This window comes from Actinoplanes sp. ATCC 53533, from assembly GCF_003947245.1.
This window is the reverse complement of sequence record NZ_QHHV01000112.1, coordinates 23,722-42,358: the sequence shown is the minus strand read 5'-3', so window position 1 is coordinate 42,358 and position 18,637 is coordinate 23,722. Positions and strand designations below refer to the sequence as shown.

Here is an 18,637-nt window from a genome sequence, read left to right as displayed (position 1 = left end):
TCCACGGCCGAGCGACTCGTCGGACACCGCATCTCGCGAGCGGTGACCGCGCCGGCGCGAACCAGTTGACCGGCCGAGGCGAATGTTTCCAGGCGAGCGGATGTTGTCGCCTACCGGCCCAGCTCCTGTTGTCCGGCTGAGGCGCCATCATCCGATCGCGTAGGCGACGACCGGCCGGTTCAAGATCGGAATCATTGCTTTGTTCACGGATTTCCCTACCGGAAATAACCTGCTGCCGATGCCCCCGATGATGATGATGATGGCCTTCATGCGCTCACCATTCGTCTGCATGCACCGAGCGTCGTGCTCGGTGACGGCTAAGGGGTTCTGTTGGGCGTCCTGGTTACGCAGATTGCTGTGCTCACCTGCTGCCATGGACACGAGCGTCCCTCGGATACGGCGGAGAAGTCCGCCGGCTGCGGCACTTTCGTGCAGGCGTACCTGTCGAAGATCCAGTCGAGATCAGCGCACTGAGGACGCCGACGGAGCAGCCACTTGCGGCTGAGCGCGGGTGATGTGCCAGCCTTCGACGGCGCATGCGGTTACCGTGTTGCGGCCGCGCCGCTGGTCACGTGTAGTCACCTTTTGGGTGATTCTGCGGTCGGCTGGGCCCCGGTACGCACGGCGGGCGGCACGTCGGCGCCTTGACACTGGCGACCTGCGCGAGCGGGTCAGCGTGGCCCGGTACGCGCAGTGCAATGAGTGTTGTGGAGATGGTCGCGGTTGCCGTGGTCCACCGTTTGTTGGGTGTCGCGTGGCGCGGGATGCGGGTGTCTGGCGGGATGTGTCTGCGGGTGTACCGTGCCCTGGGCCGGTCGGCAGAGTCGCCGATCGGTAAGGGCAGGGCTTCCTGGCGGAGCCGCTGGCGTGGAGGCGAAAGAGCCGGTGAGTGGATACGACACGGTGCGGACGGCAGCTTTGGCGATCGTGCCGGGTGCGGATGCGACGATCACGTTTGTCCATCAGCAGCGGGGTCCCTACGCCGGGCATTGGCTGTTGCCGGGCGGCCAGGTCGAGTTCGGGGAGTCGCTGCCGGACGCTGCGCGGCGCGAGACCTTGGAGGAGTCCGGGTGCCGGATCGACAAGGTGACGCTGACCGGCGTGTACGAGATGCGCGGGCAGTCGCGCAGCGGCGCCTACCACGTGATCATGTTTGCATTCCTGGCTGGCAGTCCGGTGGCGGTGCCGACCCTGGCCACCACCGATGAGGGGGTTGGTGAGATCGTTCAGGGTGATCCAGCGGTCGTGCGTCCGCATCCGACGGTCATGCGGATCCTCAATGATGCGGGTGTCGCTCGTTTCGATCAGGCAGAGATCGATGAACTGTTGGATCGCGACGGCATCACGATGGTGTGCATGCCCACCGCAGCACGCACCGTGTTCGCCTAGTGTCGCGTGACTCTGGTTGTGTTACCTGGCGTTGTTGTCGACGAGTTGTCTGACGCCGGTCTTCACCTAGTGGGCCTTGGCCAGGATCTCGCCGGCGGTGGCGGTCCAGACGAACGGTTCCGGATCGGTGTTCCAGTGCTCGATGTAGGCGCGGATGCGGTAGATCAGGGCGTTGACCAAGGTGAACGTGCCCCGGCGGATGGCTTGCTTCGTGATAGTCCCGAACCAGGTTTCGTCGGGTAGGCCGGCGCACTGCTGCGCCAGGGCCGCGCCCCCTGATTGGAACCGGCCGTGCCCGCTTTCAAGGCAACCGGCTCAGGCAAGCCCTGAAGGCTCGCGAGGGGGAAGTGCTGGCTTCCTGCCGTTGCCGGTGGCCCGGCGGTAGCCAGTAGGTGTGGATGAGGCGGGTGGCGACGCGTTCGTCCGGCGCGGATCTCCACGGACTTCGTCACTGCGGGTTCGACCTCGTGGTAGATGACCGCAAGCGCGTGGGTTGTCAGCGGGTCGAGATGACATGTCTGAGGGCGTCGGTCGCGGCGTCCGCTGCCGTGGTGAGAGTTGCATCGAGATCGCCGGGAACGCGCTGTCCAAGACCTGCGGCGGCGACCGTCTCGGTGAGGGCGGTACCGATATTGCGGCTGAGAGGCAGCGCCGGAGACTGTGTGAGCAGTTCCGCTGCCGGGTAGGCGTCCAGGTCGCCTGCGATGATCTGTTCGATTTTGCCGACCACGGCTTGGGTATCGTGATTGCTGGCGAGAGCGATGACGGCGAGGCCAGCCCGCATGAGGAAGACGGTGTGTTCGGGTGGGGCATCCAGCGCGTCATAGGCACACAGCATCGTTTCGACGTCTGCGTTGATGTCGGCGCCACCGAATCTGCCGGCGAGAACGCTCAGGCACGCGGCGACGCAGAGTTCCCAGGGATCGGTCACCACGGCGGTGTCGATCAGCGTTCGCGCCTCGCGGTGACCGCCGCTGGTGGCTGCCGCGATGATCGCGATCTGTCGACCGTCCAGCAGCCGGTCACCGATCCCGTGGTGGGCTCGGGCCTGCTGCTGGGCCTGATCCCACCTGCCGGCGCGGCAGAGGGCTCTGAGGCCGTCGGAGAGCAGCACCATCCACAACGCCTCGACGAGTGCGCGTCGGGCATCGCCGGGTCGGGCGATGCCGCCGAGATCGACAGCCCGGCCGTCGATCGTGGTGGGGGCGTTGCGGCGGACGGCTTCGAACATGGCCTTGTGCACGTGGTAGGCGGCGCTGCCGTTGCCGGCTCTGGTGTGGAGCCGGCCGATGTTGATCAGTGGTTGGATGGCGGTCTTCGCGGTGGGTTCGTCGTACGGGCCGCCGCCAGTGAAGGCCTCGAACTGCCGCCAGCACAGCGCCCGGGCGGCGTCCGGCATCGCGCAGTCGCTGTAGATCAGCGCGGCCAGGTTGAGGGCCTTGGCGGCGTGATCGATTGACCGATGGTGCTGTGCAGTTTCGGCGTTCCGCCGGACTCGTTCGACGCGTTCGGGCAGGGACCGGCACAGGGGTTTGGATCGGGGCAGGAGCGGAAATCGGCGGACGGCGAGGTCGGTGAGTTCTGGTGCCGGTCGAGTGGTTGCTGGCATGGTTCCGCTCCTGCCCTGGAAGGGGGTGGATCAGATCGGTGACCTCACCACGTGACGGTGAGAGTGGTGTTCGGGCGCGCGAAGTAGCGTGCGGTGCTGACCGAGTCGGGGTTGCGGTACGCGGTGACGGTGGGCTGACCCGGACGGGACTTGTCCCACTCGGCCAGCAGGTTGACAGTGGTTTCAGCGAGCGTGCTGTGCTGGGGGCCGCAGGCGACCACGCCGAGTTCGGCGACGTCGTCGCTCAGGTCTCGGGTGACGAGGTAGCTGACCGTGCCGTCGTCGTAGAGGGCGGCGCCGCCCCACCGGCGAGCCGGATCGATTCCCGCCGAGCGGGCCTCGGCGGTGACAGCCAGCCGGCCGAACCGGGCGGTGGCGTGGGTAAGCAGCCACAGGTCGAGGTGGTCGGCCGGGTCGTGGTCGTAGCGGGCGGTGATGCCGGTCCATTGTTCGTGACGGGTCTGGCCGAACCCGTCGGTGAGCGCGGCCGGGTCCGGCTGGTCGGTTGATTCGACCCGGAACACGACGTCGTCGGTGAGGTTGATGCGCTGCTCGTCGCGTTCGGTCATGCCGCGCATCGGGACGAACCCGCAGACGACCGCGCCGTCGGCGACGAGCCGCCCGGCGTCGGTGCGGTTGAACGCGAGCGAGCGGGTCAGGCCACTGCCGTGTAGCCGCAGCGGGACGACGATCCGGCCGGTGAGGGTGAGTTGGTTCCAGAATGCCGGTGGCAGGTCGAACGCGCCTGCGGTGATGATGATCCGGTCGTACGGGGCCTGGTCGGGGTGTCCGAGCGCGCCGTCGCCGGCGATGACGGTCACGTGGGGGTATCCGGCGGCGGTGAGGTGCTCGGCGGCGCTGGCGGCGAATGCCGGGTCGAACTCGATCGTGACGACGGTGCCGTCTACGCCGGTGAGCTCGGCCAGCAGCGCGGCGTTGACGCCGGTGGCCGCGCCGATTTCGAGGATGCGCTGGCCGGGGTGAACGGTGAGTTGTTCGAGCATGGTCGCGACCATGTTCGGGGCGGATGCCGACGACAGTGACATGCCGGCGTCGTCGCGGCGGGTGACGACCGGGGTGCGGCCGTACGCCACATCCAGGGGGACATCGGGGAGGAACAGTTCCCGGCGCACGGTGCGGAAGGCGGTTTCCACCGTGGGGGTGCGGAACGTGCCGCGGCCTTTGATCCAGTCTGCGAGTTCGTGGCGGAGACGGGCGCTGTTGTCGGCGTGGGTGGTGTGGGTGTCGGTCACCGCGCCGAGGCTAGCGGGGCCGCCGCTGCTGGCGGTGGTGTTGCTGGCGGTGTCCCGGATTTCACCCGGTGAGTCGAAGACCGCGTGGCGTGCCGCGGTGGCGAGCTGGTACTGGTCTGCGCCGGAGACCCCGTGTCGGTTGAACAGGAACATCAGGTGATGGGTGATCACGGCGCGCAGGCCACGGGTCAGTGTCCCAGCTGCGTTGAGTTCCGCGAGACGACGGCCCGTTTCCTGTACGGCGGTGGCCCATGCGGGCGCGGCGCTCAGCGGGCTGCCGGGAGCGTCCGCCGCAGACAACAGCAGCTGCTCGACAGAGGCGACCAGGTGGGCTGGGGGTTCGCCGTCGGCGACGGCCGTACGTTCGGCGGCCAGGCGCGCCCAGCAGTCGCCCTGCTCGTGCCATTCGAGGCCTGCGGCGCGCATCAACCGGACGCCGAGCACGAAGGGTAGCTCTCGGCGGTAGGTGCCGCCTGCCGCGGCGAGGTGTTCGAGGACGAACCGGCTGTCAGTGGCGAACAGCCGGTGGGCTGCTGCCATGGCTTCGGGTCCGCCGAACGCCTCGATCTCCGGCTCGTAGATCGTCGCGGTGCACGCGGTGACCGTTGGTTGCGTCGCGAGGCCTTTGATCAGGGTGTCGATGAATCCGGCTGCAGGTGACCCCAGCCGTAGCCGCCAGGTGCTGCCCTTGCGGATGAACCACCATCCGGCGATCGATCCGGCTGTCTGCGCGTCGGTGAGTACCGGGCGCAGCGCGGTGACGGCGACGTGCTCGGCGTCCTGACGGCTGGCGCAGGTGATGTTGACCTGTGTCCAGTCCGGTCCGGTGGTGCTGTCGTGGGTCATTCTCGACGGGCCTTTCGGGTGGATGCTGCGACGGTCAATTGATCAGCAGACACGTCGGCCATGGCTGTGCCGTCTCGGCGGTGATGGTGTGCAGGGTGACGGCGATGCCGACAGTGCCGGTGATCAGTCCGGGCGGCTGGCCGGCGGTGGGTCCGGCGGTGTCGAGCAACGCCGCGGTCAGCCTGGGCAGGGCGGCGGCCAGGTCGGCGGTGCAGGCGTCTGCGGCCGCGTACCGGACGGTGGCGGCGACACCGGCCCACCCGTGACACAGGTAGGGGTCGATGAGCTCGGCGAGCTGGGCGGGGTCGGTCACGCACCGGATCAGGGCCTGCTCGGCGGCGTGCTGCCGGGCCTGGTCACCGCGGGCGATCGCTGCCAGTTGCAGCGCCCGGCTGATGCCGGGTGTGCCGTAGCACCACGACGGCCGACCGGGGCTCGTTTGTGACGGCTGGCCCGTGCGGACGTCGTCCAGGCTGACGTACTTCGGCCACCACATGCCGCCCGGAGGGTGTTGCTGTTGCCATGAGTTGAGCCAGCTGGTGATCCGGTCGATCGCGGTGGCGTGGTCGGGCACGGTGATCCCGCGGCGTGCGGCCAGGGCGAGCAGCGCGAGCGGGCCGGTGATCCCGTGTGCCATCCCGAGATTGCCGTGTCCCCGGATCGGGGAGTTGACCGACGGGGCGTCGTCGGTCCACCAGCCCGGCAGGTCGGTGCCGCCGTCATCATCGGCCGGCACCGGCTCGGTGAGCCGCACCAGGTAGGCGAGGACATCACGAAGCAGCGGGCCGTTGGGGTCACGGAGGAGCAGGTAGGCGCCGAGACCGGTCAGTCCGTTCACGAGATCGAACTCACCGAGCGGCGGCCGGGTCCGCGCCTCGATCCGGGCTGCCGCGGATGCGAGCCGGGCACGGACGAGCCGGCCTACGGCGGCATCGAGGCGTGCCAGGGCGGTGCGGTAGCGGTCCGGGTTCGTGGTCGCGGCGGCGAACGCGACCGCCGGTGCACCGAACCACAGTCCGCAGCCGTCGCCGATGGTGGCCCCGCCGGCGACGGCCTGGGTAAGCCAACGGTGGGCCTGGTGGGTGTCGCCGTGGACCGCGTGCGCTACCGCGATGCCCGCCGCCCCTCGCGACAGCGATTGAGGCAGCCACCACCGTGCTACCCCGTCGTCCTCGGCGGATCTCGGGGGCACGGCGCCGGCGAGGAGGCGACGGCTGGCGGCGGCGCAGTCCTGCATGAGGTCGGTACCTGCACGCGTCATGACCGGCCCGGTGTGGCTGCGGTGCTACGTGCTGCGGTGGCGAGCGCGATCGCGCGGGTCAGGTGGTAGATCCGGGCCTCGCTGTCCGGGCCGATGCCCGCAGCCCGGTTGTGATGCAGGTGCAGCAGTGACCTGGCGACTTCGTCCGCAGCTGGCGCGGCGGGGTCTGCGGCCAGCCGAAAAGCGTAGTCACGGGCGGCGATGCGGCGGTGCTGCCACGCGGCGGTGATCCGCGCGCCGCCGACCACGCCTGCCAAGTCGAAGGGGTCGCGGGGATCTGTGTCGTCGACGCGGGCGAGGGTGAGCGCCCGCCGCCGCGCTTCGCGGCTGTGGCCGGCGGATCGGGGCACCAGGTCCGCGCGGTCGAGGAGCCACCGGATCGCTGCGTCCCGGGTGCCGAGCAGGCCTGTGAGCAGGTCGAGGTGACTGATCGCCGTGATCGCGTCGGCGTCGTCGCAGGGCCCGCGACACGCGGCCAGTTGGGCGGCGGCGGCAGCGGAGTCGGCCACGAACAGGTTCTCGGCTGCTTGCAGTGCCTGGCCGGTGCCGTACCGGGAGGTTTCCGGCCGGTAGGTGTCCAGGGCCAGGTCACCGGCCAGGCGTAGCCGCCGAAGTTGCGCAGCCCAGCGGCCGAGCCGGGCGGCGTCACGGCCGAAGTCATCGGTTGTCTGCCGTATCCGCAGGTGCGGATACGGGTCGCGGTACCGGACGAACCACCACCGCCCACCGTCGTCCTCGTCGACCAATTGCGGTAGGTAATCGCAGATGATCGTCGAGAAGGCTTCCGGTGGTCCGTACAGCTTGCCGAACAGCACTCCGGTACCGGGCAGGTGTCCGTCTTCGCGGCCGACGATTGGCCGATGGCCGAGTCGCCGCACGATGCCCGGCCGGGCGCCGGGACCGGTGCGGACGAGCGGAACGACGATTTCGTGTGCGCGGCCCGCGCACCAGCCGAACTCATCAGGACCGGCGGCTTCGGTGATCATGACCGGGTCGGTTGCTCTGGTGAGGTGCGCCCGCAGCAGGGCCTGGTCCATCGGTTCGTCCAGCCTCAGCCGCAGCTGCTGGTCCCCGTCGCCGACGAGAACATGGCCCGGCAGCCGGAGCCGCTCCCGCAGGCGGCCGAACGCTGTCTCCCACCGGCCGGGCGGCACATCCGGGCCGGGCAGGACGTCAGGGCACAGGTGCCAGCAGGCCGGGGACAGGATCGTTCGCCCGTACCGCAGCCGCGGCAGGAACGGCAGGTGCGCCGCGGCTCCCCAGTCGAACAGGCTGAGCGCAGGACCGGTCGCTCTGGGGATCTCCAGCAGCAGCCGCACGACCGGCGGCATGGTGTGCGGTGCCGCGGCGGACGTGACGACCGGTTCGATGATCTGCCGGCCGGTCAGCGTCACCACGTACATGCGGTCGAGGTCGGCGGTGACGGCCAGGTCCCGCACCCGGATCGTGTTCCCGGCATCGGGGCGGTGCTCGCCGACGCTGATCACCGTCGGGAGCACCTGCTGTACCCGGGTGACGGTCTCGGCGGCCGGCCGGCGCGGCGGGAACGACAACTGTGCGAGCGTTGCCCCGTCGACAATGGTCGCTACGGTGGCCAGCAGGTTCTCCTGGTGCCCGGGTATCAGGTCCAGGAAGCGGCCGCTGAGCGCGACGATACTGCGGCCCAAACCGTTGACCGTGAGGGTGAAATCGCCCCGGTCGACGGCGGCCGGGGAGACGGCACGAACCTCGACTGTCGCATCGAGATGAGCGGGCCAGGAGCGCCTGCGGCCACGGTGATTGTCGTCATCGACACCGGCGAGCGCAGCCACATCAGTGCTGGCAAGGTGGACTTCGGTGACACCGTCGAGGGCGGCCTGCTGCGCCAGCCGGGCAAGTCGCTCGTCGCGTGTCGCCCACGGCACCGCGGCGGGAGCCGGCGAGGCGGCGAAATGCCGTGGGTAGCCGAGGCCGGCCGCGGGGTCGACGAGATCCGCCACCGGCACCAGCGCACCGGCGCCGTACCGCTGCAGGAAGCGGTCGTGGTACTCGCGCCAGGCCGGCAGGCCGGTGGGGGCCCAGCTCAGCTGCAGCAGCGTCTGGACAGCCTTCGCGGCCTCGGCGGCGACATGCCGGGACACGGTCGGGGTTCCGCCCGCCCGTAGATCGATGCCGAGCGGCCGGTCCGGGCTGGAGGTGATCGCCCGCATCCGCGCGGCGAGCCGGGCCCGAGATCGACCGTCGGACGCTGCGTCCCGGCTGATCAGGGTGTGAACCGCCTGCAGTGCCCTGCTCATACCGCTGGTTGCAGGCTCCGCGGACAGGTCGATGGCATCCAGCACGCGCAGCACATGTCCCAGCGGGTCGATGTCCGTCGACGGTGGCCGCAGCTGGGTGATGAGGGCGCCGGCGGCAACCAGCTGCTGGATCAGCGACTCCACCGTGGGCACGTCTGCGGCCGGGAACTGCTCCTGGACCTTGCCAGCCAGGTCGGCCACCGCGATCGGGTGCTCAGCGAGCACGAGAGCGAAGGCGACCGGAGCGGTGTACCGCAGCGACACCTCGAGAGGCCGCGACAGGTTCGGGTCGCCGCCGTGCGGTTGCCATTCCACATGCAGGCGCCGGCCGCGGACCACCACCAGGTCGTTCGCGGTGACCTGCAGACGCCGCACCAGCCCTGGCGTGGCCTCAATGGTGGCGATGACCGCGGCAACCCATTCTCCGTTGGCCCGCAACCGCACCTGGGTCCGGTCCTCGTCACCGTCCGCGGCGGTAACCAGGCCGAACCGCAGCGGTGCGACACCGGCGAACAGCCCGAACGGCGTCGCGCGGCCCCGCATCCGCACGACGTACCGCGCCAGGGCATACCCGATCTTCTGCCAGCGACGGTCCTCGCGGGTGCTGCCGTCGAGGACGGCGAGGACCTGTTCGGTGAGGACGGGTGACGCCTGCGTGATCGCCTCCGCGACACCGGGACACGCCCACACCTTCGCGATCCATGCTCGCCATTGATCCCTGCTGCCGTCGCGGCCGGGCCAGGAAGCGGCCGGGGTAGAGCCGAAGGCGCTGACACGCCACAGTGCCGCGTCGGCGGGCCGGTACTCGGCGAGTGCCTTCACCACGAGTTCCTCTCCTGGACGGCTAGTCCGTGGCCCGCCCCCGGGATGGCTACCGGGGACGGACTGTCAGGGTCAGCAGTCGCCGGGCTTCTTGGTGTCACAGTTGTCGTCGGTGTCCGCCAGCAGCGCCAGCCGGCCCGGTCCGGCCTCGACGATCTTCACGTCGAGCTCGAAGTCGCCGTCGTCGGCGGCACTGCTTGCCGCGGTTGAGGTCAGCGACAGGTCTGAGGTGATCATTGGGGATTCCTCTCCACAGGACGCGAACACCGACCAAGCAGCGCTCGCTGCGAACCCGGCTGCGGACGCCTGCCGGGCGACGAAACCGGGCCAGCCCTGTGACACGACCTTGGGCAGGTGACCGGCTGGACAGTTGAGGCGCCGCGCCGTAGCGGCCGAGGCCGCCCTTGGGACGCAACGTCCGGTTGCCGTCCGCCCAACCTCGATCCCCCGGGTTCTCTGGGGGATGACGAAAGCTCGATGTGCCTCGTCGCTGGTTGGGCATATCGAGGACCATAGTTCGCGTTCTATAACGCGGTCAACACGCTCCGTCAGATCACGTGCACGCAGTGGTGAATGGGCGCAGTGGCGATCGCCGCACAAGCACGACCCGCCAACTGCCCCGCCGGCACTCAGAACTGGGCGAACACACGGAAAAGCAGTAGCCGCCGGCCGCAAGGACCGACGGCTACCGTCGCGAAATGTCCGATTGAGCTAACGAGTGAGACTGACGCCGAACGTCAGCCGTTGATCTCGTATTCGTAGGTCTGCCACCTGCCGGCCAGCGCGACCGACTCGCCGAACTCGATGGTTTCCCCGTCGCGGTCAAGCACCCAGTTGCGGCCCAGCAGGACCGGGTTGCCGACCTCGACACCGAGGATCTCGGCGACTGCGGCGTCGGCGACACCTGCGGCCACCTGGTCGCGCCCGGAAGTCATGACGCGGCCTGTCCGTTGCTCGATGTATCCGGCCGTGCCGACCTTGATGCGTTCCGCGACGAGCAGGTCCGGTGCGGCGTCGGCCAAAGCTCCGGAGAACCAACTGGTCGACGTCGAGGCCGGCTTGTCGTTGCGGTAGGTGGCGCGCTGCCGCCGGATGACCCGGGAACCGGCCGGGACGCCCAAGGCTTCCGCGACCTCGTCAGGGGCCTCCACGAGCTCGGCGGCCACGATCTTGGCGTACATGCCCTTGGCGTAGATGTTCCCGGTTCGCCGCGTCGACAGCATCCAGTCCCGCGCCGGTGTGCCAACTTTCTGCACGTCGACGAACGTGCCGCCGGCGCCACCTTGGGTGGTCCGCACCAGCCCTTCGGCGCGCAGTGTCGCCAGTACCTTCGCCGCGGTGGCGTGAGCCACCTTCCAATCAGTGGCAAGTTGACGCGCCGAGGGCAGCTGATCGCCGTCCTTGAGCCGGCCTTCCCGGATCTCACGGCGATAGTGATCAGCGATCTGCTGGTACGGCGGCGGTTGGCGGTCGACGCTCGGTGACACCAGGACTCTCCCTACAGAGGTCGTGTTCTATAACGTGAACTGTAAGGTATGGTGACTCCGCTGCAGGTAGGAGGGGCGGTGGCCCCGCCCGACAGGATGCGAGGTCCGCTGGTGCAGTTGATCCACTCGGGCAAGGTTCGCGACGTCTACGCCGATGGCAACGACCTCGTCCTGGTCGCCTCGGACCGGGTGTCGGTCTACGACGTCGTGTTACCCACCCCGATCCCTGACAAGGGAAAGATCCTCACCCAGCTATCGCTGTGGTGGTTCGACCAGCTCGCCGACCTCGTGCCGAACCACGTCATCTCCGCCACGGACGTGCCAGCCGAGTGGGCCGGGCGCGCTATCCGCTGCCGACGGCTGAGCATGCTCCAGGTCGAATGCATCGCCCGCGGCTACCTCGCCGGGCTCGGACTGCGGGAATATCAGGCCACCGGCGCCGTCTCCGCCGTGCCACTTCCAGGCGGGCTCATCGAAGGCTCCCGACTGCCTGAGCCGATCTTCACGCCAACCACCAAGGCCCCACCGGAGCCCGGCGTCCACGACGAGTTCATCACCTTCGACGACGTGGTCGCCCAGGAAGGCGCGGACGTCGCTGAAGAGCTGCGCCGCATCACCCTCGAGGTCTACGGCCGCGGAGCAGCCATCGCCGCCGACCGCGGCGTCATCATCGCCGACACGAAACTCGAATTCGGCCGGGACGCCACCGGCACCCTCACGCTCGCCGACGAGCTACTCACCTCCGACTCGTCCCGGTTCTGGCCCGCCGACCAATGGGAGCCCGGCCGGGCCCAGCACGCGATGGACAAGCAGTTCGTCCGCGACTGGGCAGCCGGCACCGGCTGGGACAAGAAACCCCCAGCACCGGAGGTGCCCGACCAGATCGTCGCAGCGACGCAAGAACGGTACGCCGACGTCTACCAGCGGATCACCGGCCAGCGTTGGCGGTGAGCTCACGGCACGAAGGGACGACCTATGGACGCTCCTGACACCTTTACGATCGCGCGTTGGCCAGACCACGACAGCTACGACCCCAACCAACTCATCGCCGATGTCCGCGACCTGTTGCGGAGCAAGGGCCTGCAGCCCGATGCGACCGGCCACCTGGGCGTCGCTACCGGCGCCGCGGGAACCCTGCTGCGCGCCTTCGGCATCGCCCCGCTCGGCGGGCCGACCACGATAGACCGACACGAGGCCCGCGACTCCGACACCCGATAGGGCCAACCGCCTGCCGGTCGCAGCCCGACGGCCCGACTCCCGCCCCGGCGTCGTGGCCACCAGCAGCACCAGCCAACTCCATCGCCGGCACAAGTCACCGGAGTTCCGGCAGCTCACGCGCCCACATGGTCTCGGGCAGGAATCCCCTCGAACCCGACGAACCAACCGCAGGAAGCACCCACGCATCGATGTCAGTTCTTTGGCTCAGACGTCCAGGCGGCGGATCGGATCGTGACCCCTCAGCACGGCGCGAGATGGCGCAGGGTGCGCATCGGTTTCTCGAGTTGCGCGACGGATGAGCGAGGCCCGTGGCCGTGTTGCCACGTCGGCTGCGAGGTCAGGCTGCCCGGACGTAGGTCGACCAGCGTGCCTTCTGGTTCCCGTCGCGGTAGGTGTCCAGACGGCGCTGCCACTGCGGGCGCAGCACAGCGCGGCTGCCGAGAACCGGGACGAGACTGGTAACAAGCTTCAGCTCGCGCAGCCGGCGCAGGACCGGGAATCCCGGCCAACTGATCACGTCGAAGCCATATCCACGAGCCAGCGCCCCGTAGTCATCGCCTGGGTAGTCGAATCGCAGCTTGCCGACCGCGAGCGGGACCAGATCCCATTCCCGCGGCCCTTCGCAGCTGGAGTCAAAATCGCAGATCACCGCCCCTGCCACACCGTCGATCAGGTTCCCCATGAACGCATCACCGTGGATCGGGCCAGCCGGCAAATCGTACGACAGGTTGCCGAGCTGCTCCTGGAGCCGATCGCACTCGTCACGCAGGTACGCCACGTCGCCGGCGCCGACCCCATCCGGTTCGGTTAGCCGGCCGCGAATCTCCGCCATCGGAGCCCACGCTGGCAGGCCACCTTCGGGCGGTGCGAGCTGGTGCCACTGCCGCAGGATGACCGCCAGGTCGCCGCCGGTTGGCGCGGGACCACCGCTAGCCGCCTCGTCCCACAGGGTAACGTGCAGACCGTCGATGATCAGCGGCTGGTCCAGGTCGAAGAGCCGGACCGCCGGCACGTCACCGTGCTCAAGCCAGCGGGCGACCCGGATGACCTTGTCAACCCGGTCGGCTATCGTCGCCGATGCGGCGATCCGTACGACCACGCCAGCGGCCGGCAGGGCGAAAACAGCGTTGTTCGTGAATTTGATCAGCTGCACGCCGGTCACGTCGACGCCAGCCATCGTCTGCACACCGGCAAGCACGGCGTGCAGCCGTTCATCCGTGATCCGCGCGCCGGGCGGTGAAGTCCTGCTTGTCATCCTCCCTGAAGGGTAGCAATGCGACGTGCGAGCTCTATGGCGCCGTCGTCGTCGGGGTGCTCCCGTGCAGCGAGCAACAGAGGGTCAAGGCGGTCGATCGTGCGTACCGACCGGACCTGCTCGGCCAGCACCACGGCGCGGTTGCCGTCAGCAACCCCACCCGTACGGTCTCCGGCGTTGAGCTTCGCAGCGCCGAGAGCTGTTAGCTCGAAGATCGTGCTGCGGGCAGTGCCCTCGCCGCGGGCCTTGATGCTGGCCGTCAAGTACGTGATCGCCTTGTCGACGTTCTTGTAATCCTTGTCATCCTTGTCATCGGGCAGCAGGCTGTAGACCATCCCTGTGAGTGCGGACAGATCGGCCGCCCCGAAGAACGCCACCCAGGCCGGTAGGTTGTCCTCCCCGCGGACGAACTCGTCCTCGGCCCGACCCAGCGCACTGAGAGCTTTGCTGCCGTTGCCCATCATGGCGTGGGTCCAACCGAGGTTCGCGTGCAGCATCGCCACCGTCAGCGGGTCGTCTGCGTCCTGTGCGGCGAGTTGCCCGAGCTGCAAGAACCGCAGGGCGTGGTCCAGGAATCCACGATGTAGGTGAACCCGGCCCTGCCGGTAGAGGATGTTCGCCGCAAGGGACAGGCTGTCAGTTGCCTTAGCCTGCTCGAGGGCGAGCGAGAAGTGCAGCCGGGCGTTGCCGTACAGGCCGACGTCAAATGACGTCCACCCGGCAAGGTTATGTAGATCGGCAACGGCGATTTGGATACGTCTCCTGACCTCATCGGTGCAATCGGAGTGCATCATCGCTCGGGCGTGCGCGGTCTGGGCGATGACCGCCTCGCGGCATGCTCCGCCGCCGTTCTGGTAGTCCACGGCCCGCAGAACCCGGGTGAGGTACTCCACGTTGTTGACATCTTCGTCACCGATCCGGTCCGGGACCGGGGTGCGAGGCTCGGCAAGCGGCTGCCACCATCGGGCGGCCTCCGGGAGCGAGGTCCCCATCATCACCTCGGCTGCGCGCTTGAGCGCCTCACGAATCTCCTCGGCCTCGTCGAGTGTGGTGGCCCCCACGGTGAGCGCGTCCTCGACCGGGGTGTGCTCGTCGTGGTCGTAGTTACCCAGGCCCATGTAGCCGCGTGGAATCCGCAGACCATCGGCGATGCGCTGAAGCACGCTATAGGCCAAAACCTCACGACCGCCCATGATGTCGGAGATCTCCGACTGGCTTTGCCGGGTCAACTCGCCGATATTCCGCTGGGTGTAACCGCAGCCCTTCAGCTTGTGGAACACCCACGCCAGGTCGTGGTCGCGCAGCGCCCGGCGCATCTCCGGGTTCTCCCACGTTGTCGGCGGCGGCGGGCCGCCGTCGGACCGAGTCGTGTTCACGGAAACTCCATACCGTCAGGTTCGTAGCCGAAGAGTAGCCCTCGACGAGGCTAGATGGAACGGGTAATCGGTCGAGCCGATCACCCGGACCGATCCCATCGGAGATCGGCAAAAGTGATCGCCTTGACGGCTTTCTTCGACCATTGCGTGAGTGAGATCGTCATCTACATCGACGGATGCCATCCATCGACTCAGAACCTTCTCGAGCGAGGCGAGCGATGACTCAGTTTCCCACCGAAGGGCCCAATTCCGGGGCCGATCGCCTCGGTTCCGCATCCACCAGCGAATCCAGTCGAGCGGCCCACAGCAACGACTGGATCAACCGAATGCAACAGCTTCCCGAGGCGCTACTCTGGGCCACGGTCGGCGATCTTGACGTGATCGAGCGACTCAGTCGGCAAGCGCACCAGGTGCGGTTCCCGACCTGGCTTTGTAGCTACGACGGACAGCAATGGCCGTGCGAACCCGCTCGGAGTGATCTGCTCCTCGACCTGGGCTGGATCAAGGTAGCGATCTACTGCGCTGTGCTGATGGAACGCGCCACCAAGGACCTCTCCTCATCTACCCCGAAAGAGCTGTGGCAACGGTTCATCGAGTGGACAGAGCCGCCACACGAGGCTCGGAACCTCCTGTTGAGACAGACGGCCTGAATCGTCTAGACATCGAAATCTCTGACACACAGCAGAGACATCCAGTTGTCACCATCGGAGAGCCAAACGCCTCCTGGAGGCCGCAACACTCTGACCCTCCACCTCGGTTTGGTCACGTCCGATTCCGTTAGCCCCAACGGATCAGGTTCCAACAGTTCAGGAGAGAACACCATGATCCACGTCGAACTGCTTTCGCACGCGTACCCCAGCGACGTCGCCGTGATTTTCGATGGCGGTGATGGTGTAGCCGCTGGCCTGGTAGAGGTCGATGGCGGGGTGCTGGTCTGGCCGGGTGAACAGGACGGCGTGGTGGTAGCCGAGCCGTTGGGCGTGTTCTTCGAGTGTGGTCAGGATCTGTTTTCCGTAGCCGCGGCCTTGGACGCTCGGGTCGACGCGCATCCGGGTGATCTCGCAGGTCAGGTCATCGACGTATCTCAAGGCGCCCATCGCAACGACGTTGCCGTCGATCTCGCCGACGAGCATCGTGGCTCTGCCGGTGAGGTAGGTCGTGGTGATGGTGTCGAGGTCGCCGGCGTCGACGTCGACCGCTACGCCGGCGGCGGCGAGTCCGTAGGCGTTGAGTATGACGACCTGGTCGTGGTCATCGTCGCGGTAGACGCGGATGGCCAGTACCGATGTGGTCGTCATGGTCTCGGCCGGTCAGTGGGTAAGGCCGGCGCTGATGGCGAGGACTTCGTGCAGGGCCCTGACCATCGGTGTGTTGCGGCATGCGGTGGGGATGGCGTCGGCGATCGATTGGGCGCGGCGCAGCACGATGACCGGACGGTAGGCGGCGGGCAGTTGTTGCAGGACGGTGCTGGCGTAGTCGGCGCCTTGGGTGATGTCGCCGTCGTGGACTATGCACAGGGCTCGGTCGAGCCGGACCAGGGGTCGGGTCGAGGCGTTCGCCGGGGCCGAAGGCGGCGATGGCGTCGTCCTGAGCTTGCCAGGCTGCGCGGCTTTCGCCGAGCGTGGTGAGCGCGTGCGAGCGGTAGAAGTGCAGCTGGCCAGCTGTGAACGCGTACGCGCTATTCTCGGTGACGTTGTCGACTGTGCCGAACAGGCTTTCGGCGCGGCGCAGGGCATGGCGGGCTGCGTCGGGTTGGGCCATGCAGGCGGCGGCACGGGCGAGGATGGCCCAGACCATCGCGGTGATCGGCTGCGGGTGGTGGCGGGTGAGCAGTTCGGCGTCCCGGGCGGCGGTGACCGCGGCCTGTGGGTCGCCGAGGTTGAGGCAGGCGACGGCGCCACGGGTGGCGACCCAGGCGCGCAGGGCAGGATCGCATGCCTCGTCGGCGGCGAGCCGGGCGGTGTGGACCCAGTCGCGGGCTTGGCGGTAGTGGCCGAGGTTGACCATGGCCATCGAGACAAGCCTGGCAAGGCGGGCGGTGACCGCGCACAGGTCGCGGCGTTGCCCGGCGGGCAGTTTACGGTCGGTGAGGACCTGCACGTCCTCAAGGTCTTCGAGGATGTTGTCCAGGAACACGCTCGCCGGCTGGGTTTTGTAGGTGCGGCCGTACTGCGCGGCCACGGACTCCTTGTAGGCGACGGGGCTGTCCGACAGCGTGGACGCCGACAGAGCTTCGTCCATACGCCGCCGTACCAGGTCAGCGCGTCGCGCCGCCGCCCCCAGGCCGGAAACGATGCCACTGCGGCCAATGGCCGGGTCGTGCCGCAGCCAGGGCTCGCCGTGCCCGTCTGTTGTCGCGGCGGCGGGGTCGTGGCTGCTCGGGTTGCCGGCCGCACGGTTGTCGCCGTAATCGGCACCGAAGCCGAGATCGACCGGACCGGTGTTGTACACCTGGCACAGCGCGTCCAGGTACGCGTCCGACGGGCGTTCCTGGGCGCGTTCCCACCGCGACACCCGGGACGCGACCAGCCGCTGCCCGACGCCGGCGACGGCGACGGCGACCATCTGACTAATCAGGTGCGTCAGCGACCAGCCACGGGCCAGCCGGCACGCGCGCAGCCGGTGGTAACCGCAATGCCCGGCGATCGCCTCGGCCAGCTCGCGGACCGTCCAGCCCTGCTGCGGTGCCTGCTCGCGCAACCGTTTCGCGCACCGGGCGGCATGCGGAACACGGGGCGACATGTCGGTGAGGCTCACTCGCTGAGCAAATCACGTTTCTGCCGATTCGCTCCTGGCGGTGCGCAACATGGCGCGGTTTGTGTGCGCCCCCCGCAGATTACCGACCAGCCCCAGCGACACGACGCTCAGTACTCGATCGATCACCTTCGAACGACATGCATGTCGTTGCCGGTCCGGCGCGTTCAGTTCGTTCTGGCCTGTCAGGCCGGATCCGGTACATCAGGAAGGACAACCGTGGTGACCTCACCGGCAGCGGTGCTGACGATCCGGGATGCACTCGCGCGGGATGCGTTCATGGTGACCCAGATGTTGAGTGCTCCGTTCGCCGGCAGCGCGGTGGGGCGGTGGCTGGATCCCGACCCGAAGACCAGGCGGCTGTCCGCGGTAGGCCACATCGGGGGCCTGGTCGCCGAAACGATCGCCTCCGGGATCGTCCGGGTGGCGGAGGACGACGACGGTGAGATCGTCGGTGCCGCTCTGTGGTCCCGATACCCCCGGACCGCCCGGCGGCCGAGTAGCGCCGGATCCACCGCGAGCCTGCCCGGCCCGGCCATCCTCGCGATACGGCGTCGGCAGGCTGTGTTGGAGCAGATGACGGAACGTTCCAGGCCGGCTGAGGTGGAGTCGCACTGCCTGGCCTATCTGGGGGTGCGCCCGGATCGGCAGGGCCAGGGCATCGGAGGTTATCTGCTGGTCAGCCACCACGCGTTGCTGCACCTGTGCAGGATCCCGGCGTTCCTGCTCGCCGAGCATCGCAGCCGACCACTGTTCGAGCGGCATCGGTACAACGCCGTCGGCCCGCCACAGATGCTGCCCGGTGGGGTACCGGTATGGGTGATGCGGCGCCCACCGGTACCAGCTGATCCCCTTTGAGCTCCTCGCTCGTCGTGCCTGCCGTCCCCTATGGCGGCATGGCGGGTGAGGTACCACGTACCTGGCCTCTGCGTGGGCCGGTACCCGGGCGGGGCGTGTCTGCGAAGGACGACGCCGGCACGCCCCGCCCGCCCTTCACGCATCGCTCTGTTCCTGCTTCGTCCCTCGATCTTCATCCCTCGTTTCGAAAGGTCTTTCGCGTGATGTTGGGCATCGGCACCTACGACCGAGAC

The 18,637-nt window shown here is 68.3% G+C and carries 16 protein-coding genes; 5 read left to right on the top strand and 11 right to left on the bottom strand.

Going from position 1 to position 18,637, the window contains the following annotated elements; all coding sequences use genetic code 11:
- Positions 1-147 precede the first annotated feature (147 nt).
- Positions 148-375, bottom strand: a complete 228-nt coding sequence (locus tag DMB66_RS32825) for a sugar phosphate nucleotidyltransferase (RefSeq protein WP_125808001.1) — start codon at positions 373-375, stop codon at positions 148-150.
- A 492-nt stretch (positions 376-867) separates the two neighbouring features.
- Here DMB66_RS32825 and DMB66_RS32820 point away from each other — a divergent pair, with 492 nt between their 5' ends.
- A complete protein-coding gene (locus tag DMB66_RS32820) occupies positions 868-1,389 on the top strand; it encodes an NUDIX hydrolase (protein ID WP_233625013.1) in 522 nt (173 codons plus the stop codon).
- Positions 1,390-1,885: 496 nt separating this feature from the next.
- On the opposite strand, the gene DMB66_RS32810 is transcribed toward DMB66_RS32820, so the two are convergent.
- The 6 genes from DMB66_RS32810 to DMB66_RS32785 form a co-directional block, all read right to left on the bottom strand.
- The gene (locus DMB66_RS32810) at positions 1,886-2,998 is read right to left on the bottom strand and encodes a hypothetical protein (protein ID WP_125808000.1); all 1,113 of its coding nucleotides are present in this window, start codon (positions 2,996-2,998) and stop codon (positions 1,886-1,888) included.
- Between the two features lie 44 nt (positions 2,999-3,042).
- The gene (gene fxlM / locus DMB66_RS32805) at positions 3,043-5,097 is read right to left on the bottom strand and encodes a methyltransferase, FxLD system (protein WP_125807999.1); all 2,055 of its coding nucleotides are present in this window, start codon (positions 5,095-5,097) and stop codon (positions 3,043-3,045) included.
- A 34-nt stretch (positions 5,098-5,131) separates the two neighbouring features.
- Entirely contained in the window at positions 5,132-6,358 is a 1,227-nt protein-coding gene (locus DMB66_RS32800) for a lanthionine synthetase C family protein (protein WP_125807998.1), read from the bottom strand.
- On the bottom strand, positions 6,355-9,459 hold the full coding sequence (locus tag DMB66_RS32795) for a lantibiotic dehydratase (protein ID WP_125807997.1): 3,105 nt from the start codon (positions 9,457-9,459) through the stop codon (positions 6,355-6,357). The genes DMB66_RS32800 and DMB66_RS32795 overlap by 4 nt, the downstream gene beginning before the upstream one ends.
- Before the next feature lie 69 nt (positions 9,460-9,528).
- On the bottom strand, positions 9,529-9,693 hold the full coding sequence (locus DMB66_RS32790; protein WP_125807996.1) for an FxLD family lanthipeptide: 165 nt from the start codon (positions 9,691-9,693) through the stop codon (positions 9,529-9,531).
- A gap of 500 nt (positions 9,694-10,193) precedes the next feature.
- Positions 10,194-10,943 (bottom strand): GntR family transcriptional regulator, encoded by a 750-nt coding sequence (locus DMB66_RS32785; RefSeq protein ID WP_125807995.1) that lies wholly within the window; start codon positions 10,941-10,943, stop codon positions 10,194-10,196.
- 111 nt (positions 10,944-11,054) lie between these two features.
- Between DMB66_RS32785 and DMB66_RS32780 the strand changes: the two genes are divergently transcribed.
- Together DMB66_RS32780 and DMB66_RS32775 are read left to right on the top strand one after the other, a co-directional pair.
- Positions 11,055-11,894, top strand: coding sequence for a phosphoribosylaminoimidazolesuccinocarboxamide synthase (locus DMB66_RS32780; RefSeq protein ID WP_125808003.1), 840 nt, complete (start codon positions 11,055-11,057; stop codon positions 11,892-11,894).
- A 24-nt stretch (positions 11,895-11,918) separates the two neighbouring features.
- Positions 11,919-12,161, top strand: coding sequence for a hypothetical protein (locus DMB66_RS32775; RefSeq protein ID WP_125807994.1), 243 nt, complete (start codon positions 11,919-11,921; stop codon positions 12,159-12,161).
- A gap of 337 nt (positions 12,162-12,498) precedes the next feature.
- Here the strand turns inward: DMB66_RS32775 and DMB66_RS32770 are convergent, their stop codons facing one another.
- Both DMB66_RS32770 and DMB66_RS32765 read right to left on the bottom strand, forming a co-directional pair.
- Positions 12,499-13,323, bottom strand: coding sequence for a phosphotransferase enzyme family protein (locus DMB66_RS32770; RefSeq protein WP_199752753.1), 825 nt, complete (start codon positions 13,321-13,323; stop codon positions 12,499-12,501).
- An 89-nt stretch (positions 13,324-13,412) separates the two neighbouring features.
- Positions 13,413-14,792, bottom strand: a complete 1,380-nt coding sequence (locus DMB66_RS32765; RefSeq protein WP_125807992.1) for a tol-pal system YbgF family protein — start codon at positions 14,790-14,792, stop codon at positions 13,413-13,415.
- A gap of 218 nt (positions 14,793-15,010) precedes the next feature.
- Here DMB66_RS32765 and DMB66_RS32760 point away from each other — a divergent pair, with 218 nt between their 5' ends.
- Positions 15,011-15,442, top strand: coding sequence for a hypothetical protein (locus DMB66_RS32760; protein ID WP_125807991.1), 432 nt, complete (start codon positions 15,011-15,013; stop codon positions 15,440-15,442).
- Positions 15,443-15,598: 156 nt separating this feature from the next.
- Here DMB66_RS32760 and DMB66_RS32755 read toward each other — a convergent pair whose 3' ends face one another.
- Together DMB66_RS32755 and DMB66_RS32750 are read right to left on the bottom strand one after the other, a co-directional pair.
- Positions 15,599-16,090, bottom strand: a complete 492-nt coding sequence (locus DMB66_RS32755) for a GNAT family N-acetyltransferase (protein ID WP_125807990.1) — start codon at positions 16,088-16,090, stop codon at positions 15,599-15,601.
- Positions 16,044-17,357, bottom strand: a complete 1,314-nt coding sequence (locus DMB66_RS32750; RefSeq protein WP_233625012.1) for a hypothetical protein — start codon at positions 17,355-17,357, stop codon at positions 16,044-16,046. The genes DMB66_RS32755 and DMB66_RS32750 overlap by 47 nt, the downstream gene beginning before the upstream one ends.
- A gap of 69 nt (positions 17,358-17,426) precedes the next feature.
- Between DMB66_RS32750 and DMB66_RS32745 the strand changes: the two genes are divergently transcribed.
- The gene (locus DMB66_RS32745; protein ID WP_199752755.1) at positions 17,427-18,404 is read left to right on the top strand and encodes a GNAT family N-acetyltransferase; all 978 of its coding nucleotides are present in this window, start codon (positions 17,427-17,429) and stop codon (positions 18,402-18,404) included.
- Positions 18,405-18,637: the final 233 nt, after the last annotated feature.

Bases quoted from the DNA above. Each gene is read 5' to 3' on its own strand.
- DMB66_RS32825 (WP_125808001.1), bottom strand. From the start codon at position 375: ATGGCAGCAGGTGAGCACAGCAATCTGCGTAACCAGGACGCCCAACAG.
- DMB66_RS32810 (WP_125808000.1), bottom strand. From the start codon at position 2,998: ATGCCAGCAACCACTCGACCGGCACCAGAACTCACCGACCTCGCCGTC.
- fxlM (WP_125807999.1), bottom strand. From the start codon at position 5,097: ATGACCCACGACAGCACCACCGGACCGGACTGGACACAGGTCAACATC.
- DMB66_RS32800 (WP_125807998.1), bottom strand. From the start codon at position 6,358: ATGACGCGTGCAGGTACCGACCTCATGCAGGACTGCGCCGCCGCCAGC.
- DMB66_RS32790 (WP_125807996.1), bottom strand. From the start codon at position 9,693: ATGATCACCTCAGACCTGTCGCTGACCTCAACCGCGGCAAGCAGTGCC.
- DMB66_RS32775 (WP_125807994.1), top strand. From the start codon at position 11,919: ATGGACGCTCCTGACACCTTTACGATCGCGCGTTGGCCAGACCACGAC.
- DMB66_RS32760 (WP_125807991.1), top strand. From the start codon at position 15,011: ATGACTCAGTTTCCCACCGAAGGGCCCAATTCCGGGGCCGATCGCCTC.
- DMB66_RS32755 (WP_125807990.1), bottom strand. From the start codon at position 16,090: ATGACGACCACATCGGTACTGGCCATCCGCGTCTACCGCGACGATGAC.
- DMB66_RS32750 (WP_233625012.1), bottom strand. From the start codon at position 17,357: ATGGTCGCCGTCGCCGTCGCCGGCGTCGGGCAGCGGCTGGTCGCGTCC.
- DMB66_RS32745 (WP_199752755.1), top strand. From the start codon at position 17,427: ATGCCCGGCGATCGCCTCGGCCAGCTCGCGGACCGTCCAGCCCTGCTG.